The organism is Persicitalea jodogahamensis (genome assembly GCF_014651615.1).
GTDB classification, from domain to species: domain Bacteria; phylum Bacteroidota; class Bacteroidia; order Cytophagales; family Spirosomataceae; genus Persicitalea; species Persicitalea jodogahamensis.
In genome coordinates this window covers 1,478,346-1,502,820 of record NZ_BMXF01000001.1, presented here as the reverse complement: position 1 = coordinate 1,502,820, position 24,475 = coordinate 1,478,346, and the positions used below count along the sequence as shown (strand labels likewise).

General features: G+C 51.7%; 23 protein-coding genes. 8 read left to right on the top strand and 15 right to left on the bottom strand.

The annotated features are described in order from the left end of the window. Nucleotides 1–59: 59 nt before the first annotated feature. Nucleotides 60–980, top strand: a complete 921-nt coding sequence (locus IE117_RS06195) for a DUF2911 domain-containing protein (protein ID WP_189563437.1) — start codon at nt 60–62, stop codon at nt 978–980. 156 nt (nt 981–1,136) lie between these two features. Here the strand turns inward: IE117_RS06195 and IE117_RS06190 are convergent, their stop codons facing one another. The 3 genes from IE117_RS06190 to IE117_RS06180 form a co-directional block, all read right to left on the bottom strand. Then, the gene (locus tag IE117_RS06190) at nt 1,137–2,633 is read right to left on the bottom strand and encodes a vitamin K epoxide reductase family protein (RefSeq protein WP_189563436.1); all 1,497 of its coding nucleotides are present in this window, start codon (nt 2,631–2,633) and stop codon (nt 1,137–1,139) included. Nucleotides 2,634–2,666: 33 nt separating this feature from the next. Then, nucleotides 2,667–3,662 (bottom strand): SDR family oxidoreductase, encoded by a 996-nt coding sequence (locus IE117_RS06185; RefSeq protein ID WP_189563435.1) that lies wholly within the window; start codon nt 3,660–3,662, stop codon nt 2,667–2,669. Nucleotides 3,663–4,060: 398 nt separating this feature from the next. Continuing rightward, nucleotides 4,061–5,362 carry an acetylxylan esterase gene (locus IE117_RS06180; protein ID WP_189563434.1) on the bottom strand — a complete coding sequence of 434 codons (1,302 nt, stop codon included), beginning with the start codon at nt 5,360–5,362 and terminating at the stop codon, nt 4,061–4,063. A gap of 152 nt (nt 5,363–5,514) precedes the next feature. On the opposite strand from IE117_RS06180, the gene IE117_RS06175 reads away from it, so the two are divergent. From IE117_RS06175 to IE117_RS06150, 6 genes are all read left to right on the top strand, one after another. Continuing rightward, on the top strand, nt 5,515–6,801 hold the full coding sequence (locus IE117_RS06175) for a GWxTD domain-containing protein (protein WP_229580403.1): 1,287 nt from the start codon (nt 5,515–5,517) through the stop codon (nt 6,799–6,801). Between the two features lie 29 nt (nt 6,802–6,830). After that, entirely contained in the window at nt 6,831–7,547 is a 717-nt protein-coding gene (rlmB, locus tag IE117_RS06170) for a 23S rRNA (guanosine(2251)-2'-O)-methyltransferase RlmB (RefSeq protein WP_229580401.1), read from the top strand. A 269-nt stretch (nt 7,548–7,816) separates the two neighbouring features. After that, on the top strand, nt 7,817–8,182 hold the full coding sequence (locus IE117_RS06165) for a hypothetical protein (RefSeq protein ID WP_189563432.1): 366 nt from the start codon (nt 7,817–7,819) through the stop codon (nt 8,180–8,182). A gap of 46 nt (nt 8,183–8,228) precedes the next feature. Continuing rightward, nucleotides 8,229–8,924 carry a hypothetical protein gene (locus IE117_RS06160; RefSeq protein WP_189563431.1) on the top strand — a complete coding sequence of 232 codons (696 nt, stop codon included), beginning with the start codon at nt 8,229–8,231 and terminating at the stop codon, nt 8,922–8,924. Further along, nucleotides 8,905–9,813, top strand: a complete 909-nt coding sequence (locus tag IE117_RS06155; protein WP_189563430.1) for a sensor histidine kinase — start codon at nt 8,905–8,907, stop codon at nt 9,811–9,813. Before IE117_RS06160 ends, IE117_RS06155 begins: the two co-directional genes overlap by 20 nt. A gap of 103 nt (nt 9,814–9,916) precedes the next feature. Beyond that, complete coding sequence (locus IE117_RS06150; RefSeq protein ID WP_189563429.1) at nt 9,917–10,567, top strand: response regulator transcription factor; 651 nt, start codon at nt 9,917–9,919, stop codon at nt 10,565–10,567. Nucleotides 10,568–10,674: 107 nt separating this feature from the next. Here IE117_RS06150 and IE117_RS06145 read toward each other — a convergent pair whose 3' ends face one another. The 9 genes from IE117_RS06145 to ppgK form a co-directional block, all read right to left on the bottom strand. Beyond that, entirely contained in the window at nt 10,675–11,805 is a 1,131-nt protein-coding gene (locus tag IE117_RS06145) for an ABC transporter permease (RefSeq protein ID WP_189563428.1), read from the bottom strand. Nucleotides 11,806–11,885: 80 nt separating this feature from the next. Further along, a complete protein-coding gene (locus IE117_RS06140; protein WP_189563427.1) occupies nt 11,886–13,001 on the bottom strand; it encodes an ABC transporter permease in 1,116 nt (371 codons plus the stop codon). Nucleotides 13,002–13,080: 79 nt separating this feature from the next. After that, on the bottom strand, nt 13,081–13,815 hold the full coding sequence (locus tag IE117_RS06135; protein WP_189563426.1) for an ABC transporter ATP-binding protein: 735 nt from the start codon (nt 13,813–13,815) through the stop codon (nt 13,081–13,083). Continuing rightward, nucleotides 13,808–14,710: an ABC transporter ATP-binding protein gene (locus IE117_RS06130; RefSeq protein ID WP_189563425.1), complete on the bottom strand. Its 903-nt coding sequence runs from the start codon at nt 14,708–14,710 to the stop codon at nt 13,808–13,810. The genes IE117_RS06135 and IE117_RS06130 overlap by 8 nt, the downstream gene beginning before the upstream one ends. Next, nucleotides 14,707–15,660, bottom strand: a complete 954-nt coding sequence (locus IE117_RS06125; protein WP_189563424.1) for an HlyD family secretion protein — start codon at nt 15,658–15,660, stop codon at nt 14,707–14,709. Before IE117_RS06125 ends, IE117_RS06130 begins: the two co-directional genes overlap by 4 nt. Nucleotides 15,661–15,683: 23 nt before the next feature. After that, the gene (locus tag IE117_RS06120) at nt 15,684–16,955 is read right to left on the bottom strand and encodes a TolC family protein (protein ID WP_189563423.1); all 1,272 of its coding nucleotides are present in this window, start codon (nt 16,953–16,955) and stop codon (nt 15,684–15,686) included. A gap of 53 nt (nt 16,956–17,008) precedes the next feature. Then, a complete protein-coding gene (locus tag IE117_RS06115) occupies nt 17,009–17,620 on the bottom strand; it encodes a TetR/AcrR family transcriptional regulator (RefSeq protein WP_189563422.1) in 612 nt (203 codons plus the stop codon). A 109-nt stretch (nt 17,621–17,729) separates the two neighbouring features. Continuing rightward, entirely contained in the window at nt 17,730–18,599 is an 870-nt protein-coding gene (locus IE117_RS06110) for a lysophospholipid acyltransferase family protein (protein ID WP_189563421.1), read from the bottom strand. A gap of 345 nt (nt 18,600–18,944) precedes the next feature. Then, nucleotides 18,945–19,697, bottom strand: a complete 753-nt coding sequence (ppgK, locus tag IE117_RS06105) for a polyphosphate--glucose phosphotransferase (RefSeq protein WP_189563420.1) — start codon at nt 19,695–19,697, stop codon at nt 18,945–18,947. 189 nt (nt 19,698–19,886) lie between these two features. On the opposite strand from ppgK, the gene IE117_RS06100 reads away from it, so the two are divergent. Continuing rightward, nucleotides 19,887–20,447, top strand: coding sequence for a DUF4142 domain-containing protein (locus tag IE117_RS06100; RefSeq protein ID WP_189563419.1), 561 nt, complete (start codon nt 19,887–19,889; stop codon nt 20,445–20,447). A 77-nt stretch (nt 20,448–20,524) separates the two neighbouring features. Here the strand turns inward: IE117_RS06100 and IE117_RS06095 are convergent, their stop codons facing one another. The 3 genes from IE117_RS06095 to IE117_RS06085 all read right to left on the bottom strand — a co-directional run bounded on the left by IE117_RS06095 (nt 20,525) and on the right by IE117_RS06085 (nt 24,251). Next, nucleotides 20,525–20,698, bottom strand: a complete 174-nt coding sequence (locus tag IE117_RS06095; protein WP_189563418.1) for a putative periplasmic lipoprotein — start codon at nt 20,696–20,698, stop codon at nt 20,525–20,527. A gap of 61 nt (nt 20,699–20,759) precedes the next feature. Beyond that, a complete protein-coding gene (locus IE117_RS06090; protein WP_189563417.1) occupies nt 20,760–21,749 on the bottom strand; it encodes a DUF4249 domain-containing protein in 990 nt (329 codons plus the stop codon). Nucleotides 21,750–21,833: 84 nt separating this feature from the next. Continuing rightward, nucleotides 21,834–24,251: a TonB-dependent receptor gene (locus tag IE117_RS06085; RefSeq protein WP_189563416.1), complete on the bottom strand. Its 2,418-nt coding sequence runs from the start codon at nt 24,249–24,251 to the stop codon at nt 21,834–21,836. Nucleotides 24,252–24,475 lie beyond the last annotated feature (224 nt).

The window sequence follows — 24,475 nt, the reverse complement described above, 5'->3', positions numbered from 1 at the left end:
CAAATGGCTAATTTTGCGCTTTAATTCAACAATATATCAACAAATAAAAGTCAATTTTCATGAAAAAGTATTATCTCTCCTTTGCACTGATTGTGGCTATTGTTGCTACTTCCCTGGCGCAGCGCACCCCGCAGCCCAGCCCGGCGGCCAGTATCATGCAGACCGTTGGTGTAACGGACTTCACCGTCACTTACTCACGCCCTTCTGCCAAGGGACGCACCGTGTATGGTGATAGCACTGCCATAGTTTCTTATGGTCGTACCTGGCGTACAGGGGCCAATGCTGCCACCACGCTTCAGGCTTCAACCGACTTCATGTTCGGAGGAAAGAAAGTTCCTGCGGGTACTTATTCGCTGTTTTCCATTCCGCAGGGCGGCCAGTGGACGGTGATCCTGAACAAAGACACCAAGGCCAGTGAGGCCAGCTACAAAGAATCCGGCGACGAAGTACGCGTGATGGTAATGCCCGCTTCGGCTTCTGAGTTCATGGAGTCGTTCACCATCGGGTTTTCCGACGTGACCGACAGCACGGCACACCTGAACATCGGCTGGGGACCGGTAAATGTTCCCGTCCCCATTGAGGTCATGACGACCGACATCACGATGGCAGCGATGGACAAAGCCGTAATGGAGAAACCCGAAGATCCCAACACGCTGCAAAACGCGGCGGGTTATATGCTCTCTAAGGGTAAAAATCTGAGTCAGGCACTTGCCATGGCCGACAAAGCCATTGGTTTGAAGGAAACATTCCGCAATGTCTGGCTGAAAGCCCAGATTCTGGCCAAAATGGGCAAAGTAGCCGAGGCAGTACCTCTGGCGCAGAAGGCCCTGGCCATGGGTAAAACCTCTGGCGACAGCGCATTCAGTTTCATGGGTCCACAGATTGAAAGCGGCCTGAAAAGAATGCAAGCCATGCTACCCGCTGGTGCCGAAGCTGCTTCCGGGGTGATGAATAAAATGAAGAAAGGGCGGAAGAACTAAGTTTTCCGAACCCTCATAAAAAAGTCCCACTGTCGTCAACAGTGGGACTTTTTGTTTTGGGAACTCAGCTAAACTGGCCCTTATTTCTAAAGAAGAATATGACTGTTACCTTTTTCTTCAAAACGAAATTTAAAACCGACAGGAAAGAGGCCGATGTTACCGCACGTACTCGTCCCAGCCGCCGTAATGTTCCTTCTGAATTCCTTTTGGCAGAGCCAAAGCCGCTGCCGCTCCTCCCGCAATCGCCGAGGTGATCGCCAAACCAATCGAAGGGTAGTCGGTGAACCAGATGCTGACTGCGATGCTCAGCCCGAGCAACACGTTGAGGTAGCGTCCGATGCGAAACACTTCGCCCATCGAAATCACGGAAACCACCACAATGAGTGCTCCTCCCAAGTGATTGATCGTAGCCGAAGGGGATTGAATGGTATCACCGAAAAGATCAGGAGCGAACATCAGCCCCATTCCCAGAAGCATCGAAACTGTCAGCGTCCAGGGGAAACTCATGCCCCAGATGGATGCCTGGAAAACAGAATTTTTCTGGTCGGGAAACTTCACCAGTTCGGGCGAGCGCTCGTCTTTGTCCATACTTTCCAGACTCCCCCCAAACCAGAATACATGCCAGAGATTCTCACCTTTCGCTTTTGCTTTTTTCATAAACTGAAACATGGCAATGACCTCGTCGCCTTCTAACGGCAGCATCGGGAGCATAATGGCGGCGGGAACGATACACATGAAGCACCATGCTCCCACCAGCACGGGTTGTGAGATCACAAGGAAGATATGTACCAGCCCCAACGGAATAACTAAGATACCGAAGAAGGTCACCATCCACGGCATGGTGCGCCAGCGGGCCGGACTCCCCATAAAGCCCATAAGAAACTCAAAAGTGTAAGCCAGTGAACCTAGTCCGGCATCGGAGACGGGCAGAGAGTGCGACATGGAAGAGTTGAGTACTTCAATACTACTGGAACCGAAAAACGGATCCCAGACGGTGTCTATATAACCCAACTGAAAAGCCGCCAAGTACCGTGATACCATCCAGCCCGCAAAGCCCGTCACAATCATGATCCAGCGTTGCGGCCAGCTTGACGGGTTATACGTCCACCCCGGTGGTACTTCCGACCCCATCTCCATGTACATGATCATATTGGGCATTCCGGGGATCAGCACCGTGAGGCCCATCACCAGCGCCCCGACCAGGGTGGCATTCATATAGGCCAGCGCGGAGGGCGACCAGAAGATAAGCGGGGCCATACTTAACCACACTCCTACGAAGCAGCATATCCAGATACTGACGGGGCGGTTGGGTGTCAACGAGCGGTACCCAAAAATAATGAGTAAAACGCCGCTGATGATATCGCTCCATTCCATGACCGATACCCGGGTACTTAGGTCGAGCCAGACGCTGCGGCCACCGCTGGGCAGGGAGGGATTTTTGCCGTAGTCGAAAGTCAAAGGCGAGAGCAGAATCCAGAAACCCAGTATGACGACTAGCCAATACACCCACAGTGTCTGCTTGTGGTGCATCGCAAGCATATCCATCCGGTCGTCATGGCTCATTTTCATGGATTGGTGGCCAGAGCCCTTTCCTTTCTTACTATCCATGTCCATCATCGGGCGGCTCACGCCGCGCTTGCCCATATCTTCCATACCGCTTTTGAAGGTTACAAGCTTTACTACATTTTATTTTCTACTCACAAATAAGCCTATTGTCACTGCTGCCAGCGAAATCAAGGTACCCCAGGTGGCAAGCTTGTGAGTGGCTGCCCAGGTTTCGGGGCTGAAACTCCATGATTCGGCATCAAAAGTACCGTGTGATCCATGGTCACCGGGCAGTGGTTCGTAAAGATTATCCTTACGATTTGGGTCTTTCGGTTCATCGGTTTGCTGACCATCGTACCCCGTAGCCCCCAAGTACCTGTCCAGCAAACCGGGAGCAATTTTATTCCCAAGGATAGATTCAACGGTCGGGTAGCCCACGTAGAGCTCACGGCGGGGATTTTTGGCAATGTAGGCGATGGCCTGCGCGGCCACCTCGGGCTGATAGATGGTACCCATAGGCTGCGGCTTGTTGGGTAGATAGCTCTTTACAAAACCAAACTGCGTAGTGTTCATGGCGGGCAACTGCACCATGCTAAGGTTAATGTTACTCTTGTCGTGAAACAACTCCGCCCGCAGTGAGTCGAAGAAACCTTGAATACCGTGTTTTGCTCCGCAATAAGCTGATTGCAAAGGGATACCCCGGTAAGCCAGCGCCGATCCCACCAGGATGATACTTCCCCGGTCACGTGGTAGCATACGTTTCAAAGCCGCTTGGGTTCCGTAGACTTGTCCGAGATAGGTCACTTCCGTCACTTGCTTGAAATCTTTCATTTCCAGCTTTTTGAAAGGGCCAAAGACGCTGATCATGGCGTTGTTGACCCAAATATCGATCGGGCCGAGTTCGCGCTCGATCTGGTCGGCGGCGGCTTCAACCTGGTCGGGTTGCGACACGTCGGTGGGGATAGCGAGGGCTTTTCCGCCCATATCTTCTACTTCTCTCTTAGCACCTTCCAGGCCGTCTTTGCCTCGGGCCAGCAAACCGATGTTTGCACCTTGCCGGGCAAATTCGCGCACGATGGCACGGCCCAGGCCGGCAGAAGCTCCGGTTATGACTACTACTTTTCCTTTAAATTCCATAGTTGATTTTGAATGAATGGCTGTACTGATTATTTGTTTACGATGTAAAAATACCCTGCCATTCCTCTTCCGTCACCCAAAGCTTTCCAGCTTCAATAGGCGTCACAAGCCCATTTGATTCAGTCTGTTATTCATGTTCTCATCCAGAATAAGTATAGGTTAATGACGGCAAGATGTTGCAAAAAGAAACCCAACCGTAATGGATATACGGTTGGGTAGTATTGATTGAGAGATGATCCGTATCACTGTCTGTTCATAAGCGCTTCTTTCACTTTTTGGATCACAGAATTATTCCCAGCCAACGGGCTTTCTCCTGTTCCCCTCGCTTCAATATCGGGCCGAAAGAAAGCCCTCCCGGTCCGCTGACTTCCAAAGAAAAAAATACCCTTCAACGTTTTTCATTCCTTTCCCTTCAAATGCTCCAGCAGCCAGTCATTCATCATGTCTCGCTGCTCGGGGTAGGTCCAGTGTCCCGTGTCCAAAGCAAGATACAGCGACTTGGGAGCGCTGATTACATTGTAGGCCGCATACATGGAAGTGGGCGGACAGGTTTCGTCGTTAAATCCCCAGGAGTACTGACCGGGGATTTTGACCCGGCGGGCAAAGTTGACCACATCGTAGTAGCCGGTCGTTGCGATCTTATCTTTTTTGTTATTGAAATCCAGAGAGTTAGTGGCAAAATAGTGAGGCCAGCCCCCGGCCCGCCCGTGCAGGTAGCCCGTTACGTCGCTCAAAGCCGGATAAAACGCTCCCAACCACTTGACCCGGCCGTCGAGTGCCGCAGTGATGATCGACAGCGCCCCACCCTGGCTGCCACCCGTCACGGCCAGGTTGCGGCCGTCGAACTGTGGCAGACTGGTCAGGAAATCATTGGCCCGTACACAACCCAAATACACACGCTTGTAATAAAATTGGTCTTTGTCGTCAAGATTAAAATTCTGGTAACCGTTCAGAGCACCGTAGCGCAGGTTGTCGTACACCTCGGGATCCATGGTCACGGGTACTCCGTGGATGCCGATCTGAAGAGTGATTACGCCTTTCTCAGCATTGTTGACATCACCATAATAGGCTCTGACGCCCGCTCCCGGCACATGAAGAAGCGCCGGGTACTTGCCTTCCTTTTTGGGAACACTCAGGACGCCGTAAAGCCGGGAATTCTGAAAATTGCGCAGATTGACGTGATAGACATTAACCGTTTCGGTGCAGCGGTCGGGGAGTAGGGTCATTTCGGCATCCAAAGGGATTTTCGCCAGATCCTCCTTGGCTTTCGTCCAGAACTGGTCAAAATCGGCAGGGTCCGCAGCAGTCGGCTTGATTTGTTCCGGTCCGAATCCAGCCGTCCCCAGGCCTCGATACTCCACGCCATCGATGTCGGCAATGGCGATACAACGCAGGAAACCGGGCGACTTCATGGTACCGCCGTCCACCGTGAGGGTACCGTTTGCGAGTGTTTTTGTTTCCTTAGCTGTCGCGGGCATTTTCTCCGGGCCGACTTCGTAGCGCACCACGGCCCCTTTCACCGGATTGCCGCTTTTCAGTACGCTGATCGTGAATTTCACTTTGTCGCCGGGTGTATAGGCCCAGTCGGCATGGTCGGGGGCGACAATCACTTTGACGAAACGCTCGGCGGGTTGCGCCAGGGCAACGTTCAAAACCAGGAATAGCGCGAGGAAATAAGGCGGTAGAAATCGGAATTTCATAAGAGAAGTAAAGTTTTTGAATAATTGTCGATAGGCAAAGGCAGAAACCTGCCGTTTTTATCCGCAACTTGCGCCAAAATTATCTTTTTATAATTTTTTTGGGTAAAACCCTCCTTTCCTTCGTTATTTGAGAATAACCAGGAAAAACCAATATGAAGACCCGATATCTAGTCCCTTATCTTGCATTGGCCGTCTTTTGCGCCGCCTGTACCTCTACCAAAAAGGCCATGCGTACGGTGGAATCACAGCGTACAATCCGGGAAGGCAACGCGGCTCCCTCCCCTACCAACGAACCTACCCTGGTGGGCGTGACCAGTAAATTCCTGAGTGTTGACTCTGCACGCGTTCGCGTGTATGTTTACATCGACGCTGTCAGAGGGCAGTCACCGTTGAGTGTGGCTGAATTTGGCGATTTGTACAACTTAAACTACGTCATGTATTCCGACTACGGTACCCGCGATCGCCTGGCTTATGGCAATGTACCGTTGGGACCGGAAAACCTTTCCCGGCTCGATGATCAAATCGTGGCTCAGTTCGAAATCAAGAACCCCGGTAAGGATTACGGCGTGCTACTGATGGAACTCAGCCAGACGGGAACGCTGAAAAAAGTGTTGAACGACCTGCCCATCCGCTTCAAGGAACAACGCGACAGCGATAGACTGGCGGTGTTCGAGGGTCAGCAGAACGCTCCGCTGCGCCGCCATTTTATTCCCAAAAACGAACGTGTCAAAATTCAGCTGCTTGACGGAAGCAGCAAGCCCCTGCAGGGCTATTATTACCGGCATGGGTTCGAGGCGGCCCCTTCACCCATGAACACAACGCCGCGAACCGCTGTTTCTAAAACGCTCAGTGTGGACAGTACTTTCACGATCCAGAGCGGCCAGGAGATCGCTTTTTCTCAGGAAGGGTTGTACTATTTCTTGACCGACACGTCTCAAACAGAGGGCCTTGGCATACTGGTTACGGACGACCGCTATCCCAAGATAACCCAGCCCGACAAGCTGACCGAGCCATTGCTGTACATGAGTACCAATCAGGAAATCAAGGAAATGGACGCAGCCCGCGACGATAAGAAAGCGCTGGACAAGTACTGGCTCTCGCTCATGCAGGGCAACCCCGAACTGGCCCGGCAGGTGATCCGCAGCTACTACAGCCGGGTAGAGGAAGCCAACCGGTTGTTTACAAGCTATAAGGAGGGCTGGAAAACGGATAAAGGAATGATTTTCATCGTTCTTGGTCCGCCCGACAGGGTGCAGCGCAGCAAAGACAAAGAAGTATGGGTGTACGACCAGAAGGCGAACGCCACCAATGTCAATTTTACTTTTAACAGACGATCAAACCAATTTGTGGACGATCATTATGAACTGGTACGCTATGTCGAGTATCAGCCCATTTGGTACCCCATTGTAGAAGCATGGAGAAACGGCGCTATCCGGTAAGAAAATCCCCCTCAATCCCGAAATCCGACATGGTTTTTGGGATTCAATCTGTATTGGAAACCCTTCGCTCGGGGAAAGAAATCGAGCGTCTGCTGATTCAGAAAGACCAGAGCTTTCCTGAAATCCAGCAACTCGCCCGCGAGTTGGGCGCACCGCTCAGCCGGGTTCCACCGGAGAAACTCGACCGGCTTACGCGCAAAAACCATCAGGGTGTGGTTTGCTTTATTTCGCCCGTGCGCTATGTCCCGGTTCACAACGTGCTGACGCAGGTATTTGAAGACGGTCAGACGCCTCTCTTTTTGATGCTCGACCGCATCACCGACGTTCGCAACTTCGGGGCCATTGCGCGCACCGCCGAATGCGCCGGCACACAGGCTTTGCTGGTACCCTTTAAAGGCGGCAGTCAGATTAATTCCGATGCCATGAAGACTTCATCCGGTGCGCTGAACTACCTGCCCGTCAGCCGGGAGGGAAGCATTCTCGACACACTGCATTATCTGAAGGATAGCGGCCTGCAGGTGATCGCCTGCACCGAAAAGGGCGACGACAGTCTGTACGAAGTTGATTTCAAACTACCCACGGTCATCATTATGGGTTCGGAGGAAGACGGCATCGCGGAGTCGCTGCTGAAACTTGCCGACCGGCAGGTCAGAATACCACTGGCCGGAAAAGTAGAGTCGCTGAATGTGTCGGCGGCGGCGGCGGTGGTACTCTACGAAGCCGTCCGGCAGCGGGAAAGTAAGTAGTTCAAAAGTGGTCATACAAGCCGGGGATGCTGAGATTTTATTTTCGGCATCCCCGGCTTTGTGGATTTCCATCAGACCAATTTATAGGTATTTCTACTTGATTTATCCAACGGCAGAAAAACACAAGCACCTTACTTTCAGACAATTGATAATAATCAAGATTGCCCGATTACCGAACGGTTTTGGTTTCGCAGGAAAGCCTTGTAACTTGAAGAGTGAAGTTTATACCACCAATCCAAATTTTATAAAATACAGCTAAACCTAACTACATGAATCCCTACAAATTCACCGGGGAGGAGGGAAAATTCGTCACCGCCACTGACGCCTCCAAACTTACCGAGCGCTTTCAGAGCACCCAAAGAGAAGATAAGAAAAAGCCCGGCACTTTCACCGAAGCTCAGTTTTTCGGCAACAAACAGTTGCAGAAGCTCATGCAGAAAGATGGTTGCGTGGGATTGCGCTTTTACTTTGCCAAAACTGATGCCAAGGAGATCAGTGAACAACTCGTGGTGGTAGCCGTTGACGCCGACGGCAGAGATATCACCAGCTCCCGCATCGGTCTGAAAGATATGCCCGCCGGCGAAGACGACGCCCTCACCGATGGTCCATGCTGTCCTCATCACTGCACTCCCTAAATCCGGTCAATTTCACTCTGCCCGTGGGGAACCTGTCCATCAACCAATGGCTTTTTTTACGTACATAGAGCGCTATCCACTGGCGAGTTCCGCCGTCTTCTTCATTTTGGTGCCTTTATTTGTGGCGGGGCTCCGGTACCCTCAATTCAATGTGGCGTTCCGGCTCCTCTTCATTTATTTGCTTCTGGATCTGACCGTTGGATTGTGGATGATGTACCTCGCCGCCCACCGTACCAATAACATTTTGCTGCTCAATCTGTTCGTACCCTTGCGGTACGTTTTATTCAGCGGCATGTTCTATTATTATTTCCGATCGGCCTTGGTCAGGCGGATCATCTTTTACTCAATTCTCGCATTCGGACCATTTGCCCTGCTGGACATCTATGCCAGCAATCGCAATTTATCCGACCTTCATAATCATCTGGTAGGTCGGTATTCGCAGGTAGTTGAGAGCGTTCTTATTATTTTTTGGGTATTACTCTTTTTCTATGAAATAATTAAAACTTTGAAAGTCAGCAATATCCTGGGCTACCCATTTTTTTGGGTTTGTGCAGGCTTGCTGATATTCTACTCCGGAAATATCTTTTACTTCCCGTTTTGGTATTACACCAATACCTGGGAGAACAAACTGCAGGTGGGACTGATCGACGATCTTCCGTTTGTCGTTGAGATCATCTCCTTGTCCCTTTTTTCAATTGGTATTTGGCATACCCGCTCGCATCATGACGACCTTTACTCCTGAACAGATCAGACTGGCCCTGATGATTGCCACTTCCGCCATGCTTATCATGGCGGGCTTTGCCATTGTTTTTGTCATTTATTACCAAAAAAAGCAGCTTGAACAAGAGAAGAAACTGCGTGACGTAGAAAAAAACTACCAGCTTATGTTGCTCGAAACCGCCCTTCATTCCGAGGAAAGCGAGCGACGGCGGATCGCGCAGGATTTGCACGACGACATTGGCACGATGCTGTCACTAACCAAGCTCAGTCTCAATCAACTTGCCAAACTCATTTACCGTGACCCAACCCGGCTCACGTCTCCCGACGCCGCTCACCTGAACTCCCCCCGCGCTGAATTGACTCTTAACAAAGCGCACTCCCTTGTAGAAGAAACCATCGTGCACGTCCGCCGCATCACCCGCGACCTGGTGCCCACCACGCTGGATCAGTTCGGGTTGGTGGCTGCCATCGAAGAGTTTATCCATCGAATGGGCGAGAATTACACCTTGTCGGTACAATTTCATTGTGACGGCGAAGAGATTCCGCGCCAATCGCCCCGCGTTGAGCTGGCCCTGTACCGTATCATGCAGGAACTTGTCAATAACGCTATCAAACACGCCAATTGCGACGAAATAGTCATAGAACTACACCTCGACGAGGGAAAGATTGAGATGCAGGTGACCGACAACGGCAAAGGCTTTGATGCTGCCACCATCAAGACCAGCGACAAAGCCGGCCTGGGACTCCGGAACATCGAAAGCAGATTGAGCGTCATAAATGGCGAAGTGAAATACCAGAAACCGGGCGTTCGTGGTTCACAGGCCCGGATCCAGATTCCCGTTGAACCGCAACGCAGTGCCAAACCCGAACCTTTGCATCCGTTCAGGCGGCCGGCGACGGTTAAAGGTTAACGAAAGTGATATTCCAAACCAAAGCCCGGGATGCCGCCCGGGGATCGGCACCGCACAGCGGGGCCGTGCGCCACAACTAAACCCACCTTTAGATCCATAAGAAATGCTACACCTTGCCATTGCCGATGATCACGAACTGTTTCGAAAGGGATTTATTTCCATGTTGAGTGGCGTGGAGGATTTTTCGTTTGTCCATGAGGCGGCCAACGGGCAGGAATTGCTGGACATGGTGGAGGTTCAGGTACCCGACATCGTGCTGATGGATTTGCAAATGCCCGTTATGGATGGGATGCAGGCCACCGAGCTATTGCTCGAAAAGCACCCCGAGGTCAAAGTGATCGTCGTTTCGATGTACGATGAAGATCGCTTTGTGATGCACATGCTGGAAAAAGGGGTACACGGTTATCTCCTGAAAGACACCTCGCCCGACGAAGTGGAGAAAGCAATCCGCCGGGTGGCCGAGGAAGGGTTCTATTACAGCGATTTCGTGTCGAAGGCAATGCACCGAAAAATGGTAGCCCGAAGCCCAAACAAACAGCCTTTTTTTCCCAATGCCAACAATGTTGGTTTGTCTAATCGCGAGCAGGAAGTACTGCAACTCCTCTGTGATGGCCTTTCGACCATCGAGATCAGCGAAAAACTGTTCATAAGTACCCGTACCGTCGAAGGTCACCGCTTGCGCATCCTGGAAAAAACGGGTACTAAGAATACCGCTGCGGCCGTGGCGTTTGCCTACAAGAATCATTTGATTTGAAAGTACGTTACCAGGCGCCCGGCTGAGTTCCTGAGGGAAAGTGATTTGCACTTTGACTCCCCTACTCTTTACTACGGTACTTTGGTACTTAAGAACTTTGCCACTTCCTATACCGTCTTTCGATATCGCCAGGATGCCAGGCCAATTAAAGCAATTGCCATGCCCAGCAAGGTGAAGAACTGAGACTGCATATCCCGTAAAGTACTGCCTTTCAGGAGGACGTTGCGCCCTACCTCGATAATGTATTTGAGCGGATTGAGCAGATTGAGGTACTGCGCCCATTGTGGCATATCCTGCGTCGAGGAAAACAGGCCGCTCAATAAAATGAAGATGACCAGGCAGAAAAACACTACGAACATCGCCTGCTGCTGCGTGTCAGAAATCGCCGAAATGAGTAGTCCCAAACCAACGGACAGCAGCATGAACAAAAAGGCAAAACCGTAAATCAGCAGCAAACTACCTTCGATGGGAATCTGAAAAAGGAACCTTCCCACCACCAGCCCCAGCGTGAACTGGATGAGTCCGATGATCACGAAGGGCGTGAGCTTCCCCAGAATGAATTCGTGCTTTTTAATCGGCGTCACGTTGAGTTGCTCCTGCGTGCCGATTTCCTTCTCGCGCACGATGTTGAGGGCCGCGATCATCCCGCCGATCAGCAGCATCAACTCAAACAAAATTCCCGGCACCATGAAGGTTTTGTATTCCAGTCGAGGATTGTACCAATACTGGTTTGTTACATTCAACCCTGCCAAACTACCCGCATCAAAGTCAATGTTTTCGGTACGGATTGCAAGGTTGAAGTCCCGGATAATGGTTTGCGCGTAGCCCGAAGCAATACCGCCCTTGGTGCCGTCGATGGCGTTGACCAACAACTGCACTGACGCTTGGTTTTCTTTTCCCAAATCTCGCTCGAAGTGCGGCGGAATAATCAACACCAGGTCGGCGCGGCCAGCCAGAAGTTCTTCGTAGGCCGATTTTGAATTGGGCAAATAGCCCTGGAATAGAAAATTACCGATCTGGCGGCGTTCCGCATAACGGAACTTGCCCGCCAGCCGCTGCGCGTAAGTGGTATGATCCTGATCCACGATGGCAATTTTGAGGTTCTTGACCTCGAAATTAGCGGCGTAGGCCAGCAGTATCAATTGCATTACGGGAGCTGCCAGCATCATCCGCAACAGCACCTTGTTGCGCCGAAGCTGCTTGAACTCCTTTTCGATCATGTAGAGTATGCGTTGCATAATGAGGAGTGATGAACGATGAATGGAGGACGGGGCAAACCATGTGGTGATGATGTAAATCATTCATCACTGCCCACTCATCATTGATTTAACCTTGGTTTCAAGTTTCGCAGACTTACTGCCATCAGGAAGGCGGACATTCCAAGAAGTAACAGTGTTGGCTTCCACAATAGGTCCAGCCCGATGCCCTTAATCATGATGCCTTTGACAATCTCAATGAAGTACTTGGCGGGGATGATATTTGAGACAAATTGCAGGAAACGCGGCATGCTTTCGATGGGAAAAATGAAGCCCGACAAGAAAATAGTTGGCATCAGCAAGACCAGCAGGGAAGCGAACATGGCTACCAACTGCGTGTCCGCAATTGTGGAGATCAACAGACCCAGCGAGAGCGACAGAAAGGTAAATAGCAGTGTTTCGGCCAGCAACAGCAGTAAACTACCGTTGAGCGGAATGCCCAGCAAGAACACCCCCAACGCTATAATGACACAGCCGTTGATGAACGATAACAGCAGATAGGGCAGTACTTTCCCAAACAAAATCTGCAATTGCGATAGCGGCGACACCATAAGTACTTCCATCGTACCCATTTCTTTCTCACGGGCAATCGTGACCGATGTCATCAGCGCCGACACTAACAGCAACACCATTGCCATCACGCCCGGTACGAAGACGAACGCCCCGCGCAGTTCGGGATTGAAGACCATGCGCGGCTGCACATCGATTTGCATAGGAGCCACGGTACCGGGGGGCGCCTGTTCGCTTTTGTAGTTTTGAATAATGTTGGTCGCATAGTTGGTGAGGCTGATCGCTGTATTTTGCTCCGAGGCATCGGCCAGAAGCTGCACCTGCGCCTCAGTGTCGTTGCGGGCAAAATCCTGCGAGAAATTTGGTGGAAAAACTACGACCAACTTCACCTTTCCACGCCGAAAGGCAGGTTCTATGTCACGAGAAGCATTCAGGTTTTGGATCAGCTGAAAGTACCCCGACGACAATAATCGGTCGGTGATTTGACGGCTGTGCGGACCGTGGTCAAGGTCCAGCACGGCGATTTTGGCGTTTTTGATTTCGTTGGTCAAGGCAAAGCCAAACAGCAATACCATCGCCAGCGGCATGCCGAACAAAATCAGCAGCGTCCGCCGATCCCGCAGGATGTGGAAGAATTCTTTTTTGACGAAGGCAAGGAAACGTTTCATTTGGTTATTGATTTGTAGGGGCGAACTTATGTGTTCGCCCGATGGCTGGCGCACGCAGGGCGAACACACAGGTTCGCCCCTACTTTCCCGATGTCCCTCTGGCCAGAATCTGGAACACGCCGTCCATTGAATCGACGCCGTAGGTACGTTTGAGTTCAGTGGGGGTGTCGAGGGCTTTGATGCGGCCATCGACCATAATAGAGACGCGGTCGCAGTATTCGGCCTCGTCCATGTAGTGCGTCGTGACGAAAATCGTAGTACCGTTGTGGGCAGCTTCGTATATTTTGTCCCAAAACTGCCGCCGGGTAATCGGGTCCACCCCGCCCGTCGGTTCGTCCAGAAAAACCACTTTCGGATCGTGAATTAGTGCCACCGAAAAGGCTAACCGCTGTTTCCAGCCCAAAGGCAAAGATTCGACCAGAGCATCGGCGACGCTATCCAAACCTAGTTCACGGATGATGCTGGCCGATTTGGTTTTCAGCTCGGCTCGGCTCAGCCCGTAGATGCCGCCATAAAAGCGGATATTGTCCCGCACCGTCAGGTCCTCGTATAGCGAAAACCGCTGACTCATGTAGCCGATTCGTTGTTTGATTTGTTCAGGTTGCGTGTACACGTCATAGCCCGCCACGGTTGCCTCGCCCGAGGTAGGTGTCAGTAGTCCGCACAACATGCGCATGGCGGTAGTTTTGCCCGCGCCGTTTGCGCCCAGGAAGCCAAAAATCTCACCCTGCGCTACCTCGAACGTAATCTCGTCCGTCGCTACGAAGTCGCCGAATTTCTTGGTCAGCTTATGGGTTGTGACGGCTTTATCCATGCTGCATCAAATCCATAAAACTATCCTCGATACCCGCCTCGATGGGTCGGATTTCTACTGCCTGGTGTTGTCGTTCGGCCAGGTAGTGAGCAATCTGCTGTTCTGAAAAGCCATCCCGCGTAGTCAGATGCAGGAATTCGCCAAAGGCGTAGCAGGTGATCGTAAACGGGGCCTGCCGTAAATCCTGAATCAGGCGATACGTGTCATTGGCCTTCACCGCAAAAAGCGGTTTTTTGAAAAGCTTTTCTACGCCCGAAGGCGTGTCGATCGCCAGTAGTTTTCCGGTTTGCATGAGCGCGATGCGGTCGCAAAGGCTGGCTTCGTCCATGTAAGGCGTCGAAACCAGGATCGTCAGTCCGCGCTTTTTCAAACTACCGAGCATCTCCCAGAATTCCTTGCGCGATACCGCATCCACACCCGTGGTTGGTTCGTCCAGAAAAAGTACCTCCGGCTTGTGAATCAGGGCGCAGCAAAGGGCTAGTTTCTGTTTCATTCCGCCCGATAAGGCGCCCGCGCGGCGATTTTTAAACGGCTCCAACTGGACATAAATCTCGCGGATGAGGTTGTAGTTGGCGGCAATTGTGGTTCCGAAAACGGTGGCAAAAAAATGCAGGTTTTCCTCCACGCTCAAATCGGGGTAGAGTGAAAAACGCCCCGGCATGTAGCCCACCATGGATCGCAACGCCCGGAAGTCTTTTACCACATCGCGCCCGGCTACGGTGGCTCGCCCGGCGTCGGGTAACAACAGCGTTACCAGAATTTTGAACAAAGTAGTCTTCCCCGCCCCGTCCGGTCCGATTAGTCCGAAAAGTTCACCCGCTTCCACACTGAGCGACACGTCCTGTACCGCCCTGGTTTCACCGTAGGCTTTCGATATGTTTTCTACTTCAATCATTTTCCTGCCTGTTCGCCAAACCGCACTTCGCCGGGCATCCCTATTTTCAGGCCGCCATCGTTTTTGACGATGATTTTCATGGCGTATACCAGATTCACCCGCTCTTCTTTCGTCTGAATAACTTTGGGCGTAAACTCGGCTTTGCTGGAAATCCAGGTCACCACGCCATCATAGGTTTTTAGCGCTCCCTCCGGTGCGTCCACGCTCACCTGTACGCACTGCCCGGGTTTTACGTTCACGAGCTGGTCGCCTCCGACGTAGGCGCGGAGGGTAATGTTGTCAAGTGTCGCGATTTTGTACAGCGGTTTGCCATAACTAACTACCTCGCCGGGTTCAGCGTACTTGACCGTCACGGTACCGCCGACCGGGTTCACGACCGACGCCTTGGCAATCTGATCGTCCAGTTGTTTTACCTGCTCGGCCAGCGGAGCAGTTTCGGCCACGGTACCGCTGCGCTGGGTATTCAGGGCCGAGGCCTGGGCGGCGCGCTGCTGCCGGGTGAGGGCAATTTGCCGATCCAGCGTTTCGAGTTGCGCATTGATATCATCGAGCTGCTTGGTGGGTGCGGCCCCGGCGGCTACCAGGTTCTGGCTGCGTTTCTGCTCGCGCAGCAGAGTATTGCGCTGTTGCTCTTGTACGGCTATCTGTTGTTCGTAGGCCGAAAGCTGCGCTGACACATTGGGCGCCCGGCTTTGCACGGCCTGTTTGCTGGCAAGTAGTTGGGCTTTCCGCAATTCCAGTTGTTCCGTGTCGATACTTCCGACCGTCTGCCCGGAATCCAGGGATTCACCTTCCTGAACGGTAAAACTATACAGCTCGCCGGTCGCCTGGGCGGAGACGGTAGTTTCGACAGCCTCGAAATTCCCATAGGCATCGGCGGTGTCCGAGTCAGGGCGGCATGCTACCAGCGTTACCAACCCGGCAAGTAAAAAAATAGAATGGCGCTTCATGAGTTTATTGGTTTATACGAAAATCAGTTTCCCATTAAAGTCCGGTACTGAATCCTGGCCAGGAGCAACTGCAACTCGTGCAGTTTTTGATTCAATTGGGCCTGGTTTTCAGCGTTGAGCTCGGTAGTATAGTCGCGGGCCGCAATGGCTCCGTTGTCGAGCTGCACGGCGGCCGCTTCACGGACCCGGCTGCGCAAGGCTACGATCTCAGCATCAGCGGCAAGCTGCGCGGCAAGTTTGTCAATTTCAGTCTGCTGCTGGCGAAGTTGCACGCTGAGATTTTTCTCGAAAGTAGCTTGCTGAATGTCCACGGTTTGCCGGTTGAGAGTAATCATCTGGCGGTCGTTGTTCAGGGTATAGGCGGAGGAAAGATTCCAATTCAGTCGCAGGCCGCCTATGAAGAAACTTCTAAAGTCATTGCTCAGCATGTTCAGGCCCGGCCTACCGGCACCACCCTGCGCGAAAAGGCTCAAACGGGGCTTCGCTTTGTTACCTGAAAGCTGAAATTGGGCGTCGTAAAGCGATCGCTGCGCCCGGTACAATTGCAGTTCGGGCCTTCCCAATTCGGCTGTGCCCACACCCCCGGCAGCATTGGGTACTTCTTCAACTACCAGTTGGGTGCTGTCCGAAATAGGCAGGTCCGTTAATAAAGCCAGCGATTCGCGTAGTCCAGTGCGGGTGGCGTCGAGTTGGGCAAGTCGCTGTCCGGCGGTAAGAAGCTCGGCCTCCAGCGCATCCGCGTCCATCTGTGCTACCGTACCGAAACGCACGTTGGCCCGAAGTTTTTCCAGTCGATTCTCGAGGTTAGCAAGCAGAGCCCGGGTAAGTACCCTATTTTCGTCTGTGAGCAGGGCATTCAGAAATAAGCCGTTTACCTGATCTTTCAGCCGATTCAATTCGATCTCTACCTGCTGCTGGGCGGTGGCGGTACTGGCCCGTTGCACTTCGGTCTGCAGCTGGCTTAGGTTGCCGTCGTAAAGGGCGTAGCTGGCATCCAGAGTGAGCCTGTACTGGTCTTTGCTGAGGGTGGGAATTGAAAAGTTGGGTAGTTCGATGGGTAGTTTTGTCACCTGCGACTGCCAGGTAGCCTGCCCGTTGAGCGCAAGTTGGGGCAATTGCCGGTTCAGATTCAAGCTCCCGATCGCCAACTCTCCATTCCGCGCCAGGATTTCTTTCTGCTTCAGCAAGGGGTAGTTGGCTCTAGCCGCTTCATAGCATTGCTCCAGCGTTACGACCGACTGGGCTTGTACAGACCAGCCCACAAGAAATAGAAAATAAGAAAAGTACCTTTTCATGACAATCAAACGTTTGATCTAAACATCTGTTTATTTTTAGGGCAAAAAAAAATTTATTTCACTTTCAGGTACGCCATGATCATTTCGGGGATGATCTGCTTGCGTTCTTCCATGAACTCTCTGAAACCCTTATTGTCCAATCCACCTACATAGGACACTACTTGCTGCGCCATAATTGGGAATACAAGGCTGCCTAAAATTACAGTAATCACTTGAAGAGGATCGGTGGATCTGATATTTCCTTTCTCGGTTTCCTCAGCTAACTGTTTCTTGAATACTGAGTTTTCAATTACTCCACGTACGTCAAGTTTTTTGAAGAATTCTCCACCATCCACACGCTGCTTAGATAAAATAAAGCCGGGTACCAGTGGGTTCTCTACAAGGAAGTCACAATAGCGATCCACAATCTTCCATACCTTGACCTCTAATGGGGTAGATTCATTAATAAGTTGAACAACCTGGCCGATGAACTGGGAAAAGGTTTCGGCGTAAATACTATTGAAGAGTTGCTCTTTGCTGCGGAAATAATAGTTGATCATGGCCAGGTTGACACCCGCTGCTTCGGCGATCTGCCGCATCTTCGTCCCTTCGTACCCCTGCGCCAGGAATACCCGGCGAGCGGCTTCCTTTATTTTTATTTCTGCGTCCTGCTTCTCCTCTGCCATGTTCGATTTATCTTTTGCAAAAGTAAGGGAATAATTTCAAAATCAAACAACTGTTTAATTTTTTTTAAGAGTGAATTTCAAAAATGTCTCAGACCAAGAGATATTTTAATCAGGGCCGCCTGTGCTTCCACCGCCGATGGCTCCACAACCAGTTGAAGGGTTGTTGGCGGATATCCCTTTCCAGCAATCGGATTTGCCTTTCCAATATTTCGTTTTTGGGTAGGTCGCGACAATGCTCGCAGATCAGCGAGATCTCGACTTGAAAAAAACCACGCTTGCCCTCTATCCGGCTGAAGTCGGCGTAAAGAACCGCCAGGCCGTTACGACGGGCCAGGATTTCGCCCCCCCGGAAAAATCCGGTTTCCTGATGTAAAAAATTAGTCCAGAAAGCTGACTCAGGCGGGGGGGACTGGTCGTTGGCCAGCACCACTGCGTAGGGCCTGTCGCGTGGCTTGCGGAGTTCGGCGGCAATGTCGTTCATGGGAATCATCCTGGCCCCGAAGCGGGTGCGAAGATCAAAGTACCATTGGTCAAAATCGGGATTAGCCAGAGGCCGATAAACAACCAAGCATTCGTGCGAAAAACGCAATGAAGAAAAGAGATTGGCCAATTCCCAGTTGCCCCGGTGGCCCATCAGGAAAAGAATGTTTTTCCCTTCGGCGTACAGCCGATCCACCAGGCTGATATCACCTTCAATGCGTTCGAGTACCTCTTCGGGCGGACAAGTTCGATACTTTACCGTTTCAAAAATAAGGTCGGAGAGATGACCGTAGAACCGGCGTGCAGTGGCAAGAATCTCGGTTTCGCTCTTCTGCGGAAAGCTACGGCGCAAGTTCTGCAGAACCACTTTTTTCCGGTAGCCGAAAATTCTGGAAATCAAAAAATTGAGAAAGCCGGAAAAGCGGTAGACATTTTTCCATGACATCGTCGACGCAAAATCCAGCAAACGGATATAGAATTTTCGGGAAGGTTGGCTCATGCACCCAATTTTTTCAGATGAAAGACGCCAGGTCGAATTCTTTCCAAGGAAATGTGTTTATTGATTCTAAAAAATTTGCCGAAAACATCTGACCTGAAATGTCCCCAAACCCAGCCGTTATGAGTGCAAAAAAAATGGAATGCCCTTCCTGCGCAATGATGATACCGAGCGACAGCCGCAGCTGTCCTGTCTGCAGCTATGAATTTCCCAGGCAAAGCCGCTGGATTCAAATTGTGGCGGTTCTGCTGGTACTTTTGTTTTTGTACATGGTTATTTTTTGAAGTAGCTGCCAGGTTGCAGAGCAGAAAAGCAATAGCATTCATCACCGGGACGCCAGCCCGGTCATCATTCTTCCTTCTCCATTAAGCCAACTCCCGCCATGGCCGCTCCGATGATCCCGGCTTCGTTGCGGGTTTCGGCCACCAGAATGGGCACGTCGATAGTCAGAATGTCTTCGAACTTGTGGTACTTCTTGCTGGCTCCCCCGCCCAAAATGATCAGGTCAGGTGAAAACAAGCGTACGATATGGTGCAGGAAGACATCTATCCGCTTGCCCCATTTTTTGTAGGTAAGTTCCTTGCGCTGGCGGGCCGCGTCGGAGGCGTAGTACTCGATGGGCTTCCCATTGGTATACAGCAGCCGTCCCAACTCAAAATTGGGAATCAACCGTCCGTCCAGAAAGACACCCGAGCCGATGCCCGTACCCAGTGTCAGCACGAAAACCAGCCCCAGCTTGCCGATGCCTGCTCCGAAGCTCATTTCGGCTAGTCCGGCAGCATCAGCATCATTGATAACCTTAAAGGGCAACCCGGTTTGCTTTCGGAACAACTCCTCGATGTGTACTCCCACCCACTCGGGGTCCATGTTGCTGTGTCCACGCGCGATTCCCTTGTCGATGACAGTCGGGAAGCCGCAGCCCACCGGGCCTTTCCACTCAAAATGATCGACAATCTCCTTGATTACCTTGGCTACCAGTGCGGGTTTGGAGGGCGAAGGGGTGGGAATGCGGAAGCGTTCGGCGGTGAGTTCGCCCGTTATAATGTCCACAGGAGCACCTTTGATGCCCGAACCGCCGATGTCGATACCTAGTATTTCCATGGAGAATGATGAAGGGGGGGTTAAGTTAGAATTAAAGAACAAATGAAGTCTTTGGGAAAAGTATTTGCCCCGTCCACTGCGAACGGCGGGGTCAAATATAAGCATTTGCTCACGATCGGGTTTCTGGCACAGGAATTTTAGGAAAAGGAAAAATCTGTTTTCCCCATAAACTAAACGTTTAACAACACTATGAAAAGGATCTTGTTTAATGTAATGCTGGCCGCTTCTGTCTTCGCAACTGCCGCCTGCGACAGCAACGATAACAACGACAGCACCGAGCAAGCCGAAGAAATTAACGAAGACAACCTCAGCGAGTCAATGGAGGACGACGCGGAATTTGCCGTGGAAGCTGCCAATGGTGGCATGATGGAAGTTAAAATGGGCGAACTGGCTCAAATGAACGGCTCATCCGCTGATGTCAAGGAATTTGGCAAGATGATGGTCGATGACCACAGCAAAGCCAACGAAGAGCTGAAATCGCTCGCTGCCCAGAAAAACATCATGCTGCCCACTACCATGGGTAACGACATGCAGGAAAAATACGACGAGATGGCCAAGAAGACGGGCAAAGAGTTCGATGAAGCCTACGTGGACATGATGGTGAAAGACCACAAAAAGGATGTCGACGCTTTCAGGGAAGAAGCCAACGACGGCAATAATGCCGACCTTAAGGCTTTCGCTTCCAAAACCTTGCCTACCCTGGAAATGCACCTGCAAAGAATTCAGGCCATTCAGGATGCGATGAAGTAAATAATTTTGAATGTATGAATGAGGGATTGATAGAATGTTGCTTTCGCACATTTATGCTATCGATCCCTCATTTTTAATTAACGGATGGCTGTGGTATCGATCGCCAGGGTGTCGGGCGGAATCTGGCGATTGTCCACCTCGTCTTCCGCGGTGACGGGTGTTTCGTTATCGCGCAGGTTTTGGGTCGAGTCGTTATTGCCGCAGGCAGACATGGTCCCCGCGAGTAAGAATACAACGAGTAGTTTCTTCATAATTTTCGGGATTTGAAATTGGGTGAGTCAATCGCAAAAATACGACCCGTTTCCTCGAATCCTACGGTTTGATGACCTTCACACTTCGGTTATAACTGGCAAAAACGCCCAGCCCTCCTTTCACATTGGTATAGATCAGAGACGGCTCCGTGAACGGATTATCCCCGTTGTAGTCTTCCAGGGAGCGGTGGAACTCATAGTAGGGAGCATCCACATTATAAATTTCCAGGAATATGCCCACCCTCTCGGCAGGTCGACTGGGGAATACGGGTTTGCCATCCACCGTAATGATTCGGTTATACTCAGAAAGGCTGCTATAACTCTCGAATTGAGGGGAGGAAAAAGTCGTCCCGTCCAAGTTTTTGTCATTTTGGAATGCACTGCGGAAGTTATTCCGATCGACCCGGTAGTTATTGATAAAGGTCTGCCGGTATTCGTAATATTTATTATCCGCTTGATTGAGCCTGAAAGTAGGCGCGTCGATCACTTCGTATACATTGACCCGGTAGTAGTTAGCCGCGCCCGCCGGATCGTCCCAGGTAAAATTGGTGACGTACACCATTCGGGTACTTCCAGCCCGGTTCGCAATCATTGAATCCAACGTATAGCTCTTGACAGGCACCTGATTTTTCGGCACGGTGCAGGTAGCTTGTGCCTTCTGCCCCCCTTCGGTCACTGTGAGCGTGTAGGTCTGTCCCGCCCGGATCGGAAACTGACTCACCGGGATTTCGAAAGTCTGATTGCGCTTTTGATACGGCAAATTAACGGTTGTCTGCCCATCGCTGATCGCTACCGTAGCGGTCGCGAGCGGCTGGTTGGTGCGAATCGTGTCGCCATTGTCTAAAAAATAAGATTGTCCGCCGCTATTGTATTCCCCAAAGGCCGGGCTGGACCGGCTCACTTTGGCCCGGATGACGGTATCCTGCGGAGAAATGTAGCAAAACATCGTTAGCTGTGGATCGCCCTGCGGCAGCTGGTCTTCGGGAATGGTATTCACCAATGACTCGCAGGAAGTGAGGACAAGCAGAAGCAAGCAAAAGGTATATCTCATTGTCAAATCAGCTTTTCAAAAAGGTCGTAACTAAGGTACTTTCAACTGCTTTAAGGAACCGACGGCCAAACGCTGGCAGCCATCTCAGAATTTAAAATTATAACTGAACGATGGCAGAAACGGGAACAGCGAAACGCGCTGCAGCACCGTCTTACTCGTGTAGGAGCCGTTGGGTTGAGCGGTGGTATTCGAGACCTCCTCTCTTCCTACATTGTAAAAAAACGGATTGCGGCGGTTGTATGCGTTATAAATTCCAAACTCCCAGGTACGTTCGTGCCGCTTCAACTTCTTGTGGAACTGCACCGCTACATCGAGGCGGTGGTAAGGTTCAGCCCGGAACGAGTTCTTCGGCCCGTACTCGTTGACTCCCTGCCCGTACCAGTTCAAACTACCAGCTCCCGGCATCAGACTGGTGGCATTGTCGGAGTAAGCCGTGTAATGCCCAAGCGGTACCGTGAGCGCGTTGCCCGTGCCGTACACCCAGGTGGACGACAACGTCACGCGCTTGCTCAGCTCGAAAATACCCACCACCGACACGTCGTGACGGCGGTCATAACGCGGGTAGAAGGTTTCGCCAAAATTCAGTTCGGGAAATTTCCATTTGGTCCAGGAAAGCGTGTAGCCGACCCAACCCGAGAGCCGCCCGGTTTTCTTCTGCACCAGGAATTCCGTCCCGTACGACCAGCCGCGCCCGGCAGTCACGTTATCCTCCCAACTCAGTTCGTTGGCGTTGTCGCCCGACAAACTCAGAAACGACGCCCCTTCCTTATAGCTCAGAATCTGATCCATGTTTTTGTAGTACCCTTCCCAGGTTAAGGTCAGGGCGGGGCGATCCAGGTCTTTGGCAAAACCGAAAGCTACCTGGTCGGACTGCTGCGGATTCACGCGGTCGGTGGTAGGTACCCACAGGTCGGTGGGCAGGCCCAGGCCGGTGTTGGAAAGCAGATGAACGTACTGGTTCATCCGGGCATAAGATGCCTTGAAGGAGAAATCCTGCGCCAGCCGCAGGGCCGCTGAAAAGCGCGGCTCGGGCCTGAAATACGTTTTTGATTCGGTTTGGAAGGTACTTAGCCGCATCCCGACGTTCATTTTCAGCGCGTCGAAGGGCTGCCAGATATCTTGCACGTACAACCCGGTTTCGATGGCATTGACGGGCGTGACCGACCGCTTGATAGCCTCATTCGTAAAAGATCCCTGAATGGCCAGGGCGGAGGGTACAAAGCGATGCGCCGTCAACTGCGCTCCAAATTTGACGGCGTTTTTGGTATTGGGATAGTAGTCGAAGTCGGCTTTGATCCCAAAATCGCGGATACGGGAATCGTATTCCAGACTGAACTCATCATCCAGTCCCCCGGTACGGCTGATTTCCTTGTTATAGGCCGACACGCCGAAATTAAAATTACTGGCAATCAAGGAAGTATTCACAAAAAGCTTTTGCCCAAAAAGGTGATTCCAGCGCAAAGTTGCCGTGGCGTTTCCCCAGTCCAGCCCGTTGCGCGACTCGACGTTAGGGCCCGTTTCGTTGGCGTAGAATCGGTCGCGGCCAAAGTACCCGCTGAGATAAACCTTGTCTTTCTGCCCGAAGTCGTAATTGACCTTGGCGTTGAGGTCGTAGAAATAATAGCCCGGCTTTATCTTGTCTACCTGGTCGGACTGCTGGGAAGCGATGAGCGGGGCAGCCAGTACGTCGATGTAGGTACGCCTGCCTGACACCAGAAATGACGACTTGCCCTTCGCGATGGGTCCTTCCAGCGTCAGCCGACTGGAAATAAGTCCGATGCCGCCCTCGCCGCTGAATTTCTCCTTACTGCCCTCTTTCATATTCATATCCAATACCGACGACAGCCGCCCGCCGTACTGGGCCGGAAAGCCGCCCTTGGTCAGCTCCACGCTTTTGAGGGCGTCACTGTTGAAAATGGAGAAAAAACCGAACAGGTGGCTGGCGTTATACACCACGGCATCGTCGAGAATGATGAGGTTCTGGTCCGGTCCACCGCCGCGCACGTACAGGCCCGACTGCCCCTCGGTCCCTTTCTGGACGCCCGGCATCAATTGAAGTACTTTCATGACGTCCTTCTCGCCAAAAAAGGCGGGTACTTTTTTAATTTGGGAAATCGGAATTTCGATCTTACTCATCTGGGAAGATCGGCTCTCGTAGTCCTCCTGCCGCCGCGCCGACACAGTCACCTCTTCCAGTTGGTTGACGCCCGTCAGCTGGACATTGATTTCCATATTCTTATTGAAATTCAGCTCTTTGACTGCCTTTTCGTAGCCCACAAAAGAATAGTGTAGCCGCAGCGTATCGCTGGCGGGCATCGTGAGGGAATAGAATCCGTAGGTATTGGTCACCACGCCGTAGGGCGTTCCCGGCACGTAGACATTGACGCCCGGCAACTGCTCCTGACTCCCCGCTTCGCGCACGAACCCACTAATGGTAAACTGACTTTGACCAAATGCAAACTGCGTGAGAAAAAGGGCGAAACAGGTAAAGGATAAGCGCATATTTTAGATTTTAGATAGTGGACGCTGGATATTGGATCATTACATTCAAAAGCAATGCATCAACCGACAAAACGCCGTCCGATCAAAAACAGAATCGCCTGGCGATCCAAAATCTAACGTCTAGTATCCTTCGTCTGAGACCCAACGACCCGGCCCAAACGATATTGGTTGCAAGGTCAAGTAAAAGTTTCGGAACATGCCCTTTTGAGAACTATCCGGCAAAA

Excerpts from the sequence above, each read along its gene's own strand:
- IE117_RS06090 (WP_189563417.1), bottom strand. The coding sequence starts at position 21,749 with ATGAGATATACCTTTTGCTTGCTTCTGCTTGTCCTCACTTCCTGCGAG.
- IE117_RS06140 (WP_189563427.1), bottom strand. The coding sequence starts at position 13,001 with ATGAAACGTTTCCTTGCCTTCGTCAAAAAAGAATTCTTCCACATCCTG.
- IE117_RS06115 (WP_189563422.1), bottom strand. The coding sequence starts at position 17,620 with ATGGCAGAGGAGAAGCAGGACGCAGAAATAAAAATAAAGGAAGCCGCT.
- IE117_RS06100 (WP_189563419.1), top strand. The coding sequence starts at position 19,887 with ATGAAAAGGATCTTGTTTAATGTAATGCTGGCCGCTTCTGTCTTCGCA.
- IE117_RS06095 (WP_189563418.1), bottom strand. The coding sequence starts at position 20,698 with ATGAAGAAACTACTCGTTGTATTCTTACTCGCGGGGACCATGTCTGCC.
- IE117_RS06160 (WP_189563431.1), top strand. The coding sequence starts at position 8,229 with ATGGCTTTTTTTACGTACATAGAGCGCTATCCACTGGCGAGTTCCGCC.
- IE117_RS06175 (WP_229580403.1), top strand. The coding sequence starts at position 5,515 with ATGAAGACCCGATATCTAGTCCCTTATCTTGCATTGGCCGTCTTTTGC.
- IE117_RS06125 (WP_189563424.1), bottom strand. The coding sequence starts at position 15,660 with ATGAAGCGCCATTCTATTTTTTTACTTGCCGGGTTGGTAACGCTGGTA.
- IE117_RS06180 (WP_189563434.1), bottom strand. The coding sequence starts at position 5,362 with ATGAAATTCCGATTTCTACCGCCTTATTTCCTCGCGCTATTCCTGGTT.
- ppgK (WP_189563420.1), bottom strand. The coding sequence starts at position 19,697 with ATGGAAATACTAGGTATCGACATCGGCGGTTCGGGCATCAAAGGTGCT.
- rlmB (WP_229580401.1), top strand. The coding sequence starts at position 6,831 with ATGGTTTTTGGGATTCAATCTGTATTGGAAACCCTTCGCTCGGGGAAA.
- IE117_RS06110 (WP_189563421.1), bottom strand. The coding sequence starts at position 18,599 with ATGAGCCAACCTTCCCGAAAATTCTATATCCGTTTGCTGGATTTTGCG.
- IE117_RS06165 (WP_189563432.1), top strand. The coding sequence starts at position 7,817 with ATGAATCCCTACAAATTCACCGGGGAGGAGGGAAAATTCGTCACCGCC.
- IE117_RS06150 (WP_189563429.1), top strand. The coding sequence starts at position 9,917 with ATGCTACACCTTGCCATTGCCGATGATCACGAACTGTTTCGAAAGGGA.
- IE117_RS06135 (WP_189563426.1), bottom strand. The coding sequence starts at position 13,815 with ATGGATAAAGCCGTCACAACCCATAAGCTGACCAAGAAATTCGGCGAC.
- IE117_RS06195 (WP_189563437.1), top strand. The coding sequence starts at position 60 with ATGAAAAAGTATTATCTCTCCTTTGCACTGATTGTGGCTATTGTTGCT.
- IE117_RS06120 (WP_189563423.1), bottom strand. The coding sequence starts at position 16,955 with ATGAAAAGGTACTTTTCTTATTTTCTATTTCTTGTGGGCTGGTCTGTA.
- IE117_RS06130 (WP_189563425.1), bottom strand. The coding sequence starts at position 14,710 with ATGATTGAAGTAGAAAACATATCGAAAGCCTACGGTGAAACCAGGGCG.
- IE117_RS06085 (WP_189563416.1), bottom strand. The coding sequence starts at position 24,251 with ATGCGCTTATCCTTTACCTGTTTCGCCCTTTTTCTCACGCAGTTTGCA.
- IE117_RS06155 (WP_189563430.1), top strand. The coding sequence starts at position 8,905 with ATGACGACCTTTACTCCTGAACAGATCAGACTGGCCCTGATGATTGCC.
- IE117_RS06145 (WP_189563428.1), bottom strand. The coding sequence starts at position 11,805 with ATGCAACGCATACTCTACATGATCGAAAAGGAGTTCAAGCAGCTTCGG.
- IE117_RS06185 (WP_189563435.1), bottom strand. The coding sequence starts at position 3,662 with ATGGAATTTAAAGGAAAAGTAGTAGTCATAACCGGAGCTTCTGCCGGC.
- IE117_RS06190 (WP_189563436.1), bottom strand. The coding sequence starts at position 2,633 with ATGGAAGATATGGGCAAGCGCGGCGTGAGCCGCCCGATGATGGACATG.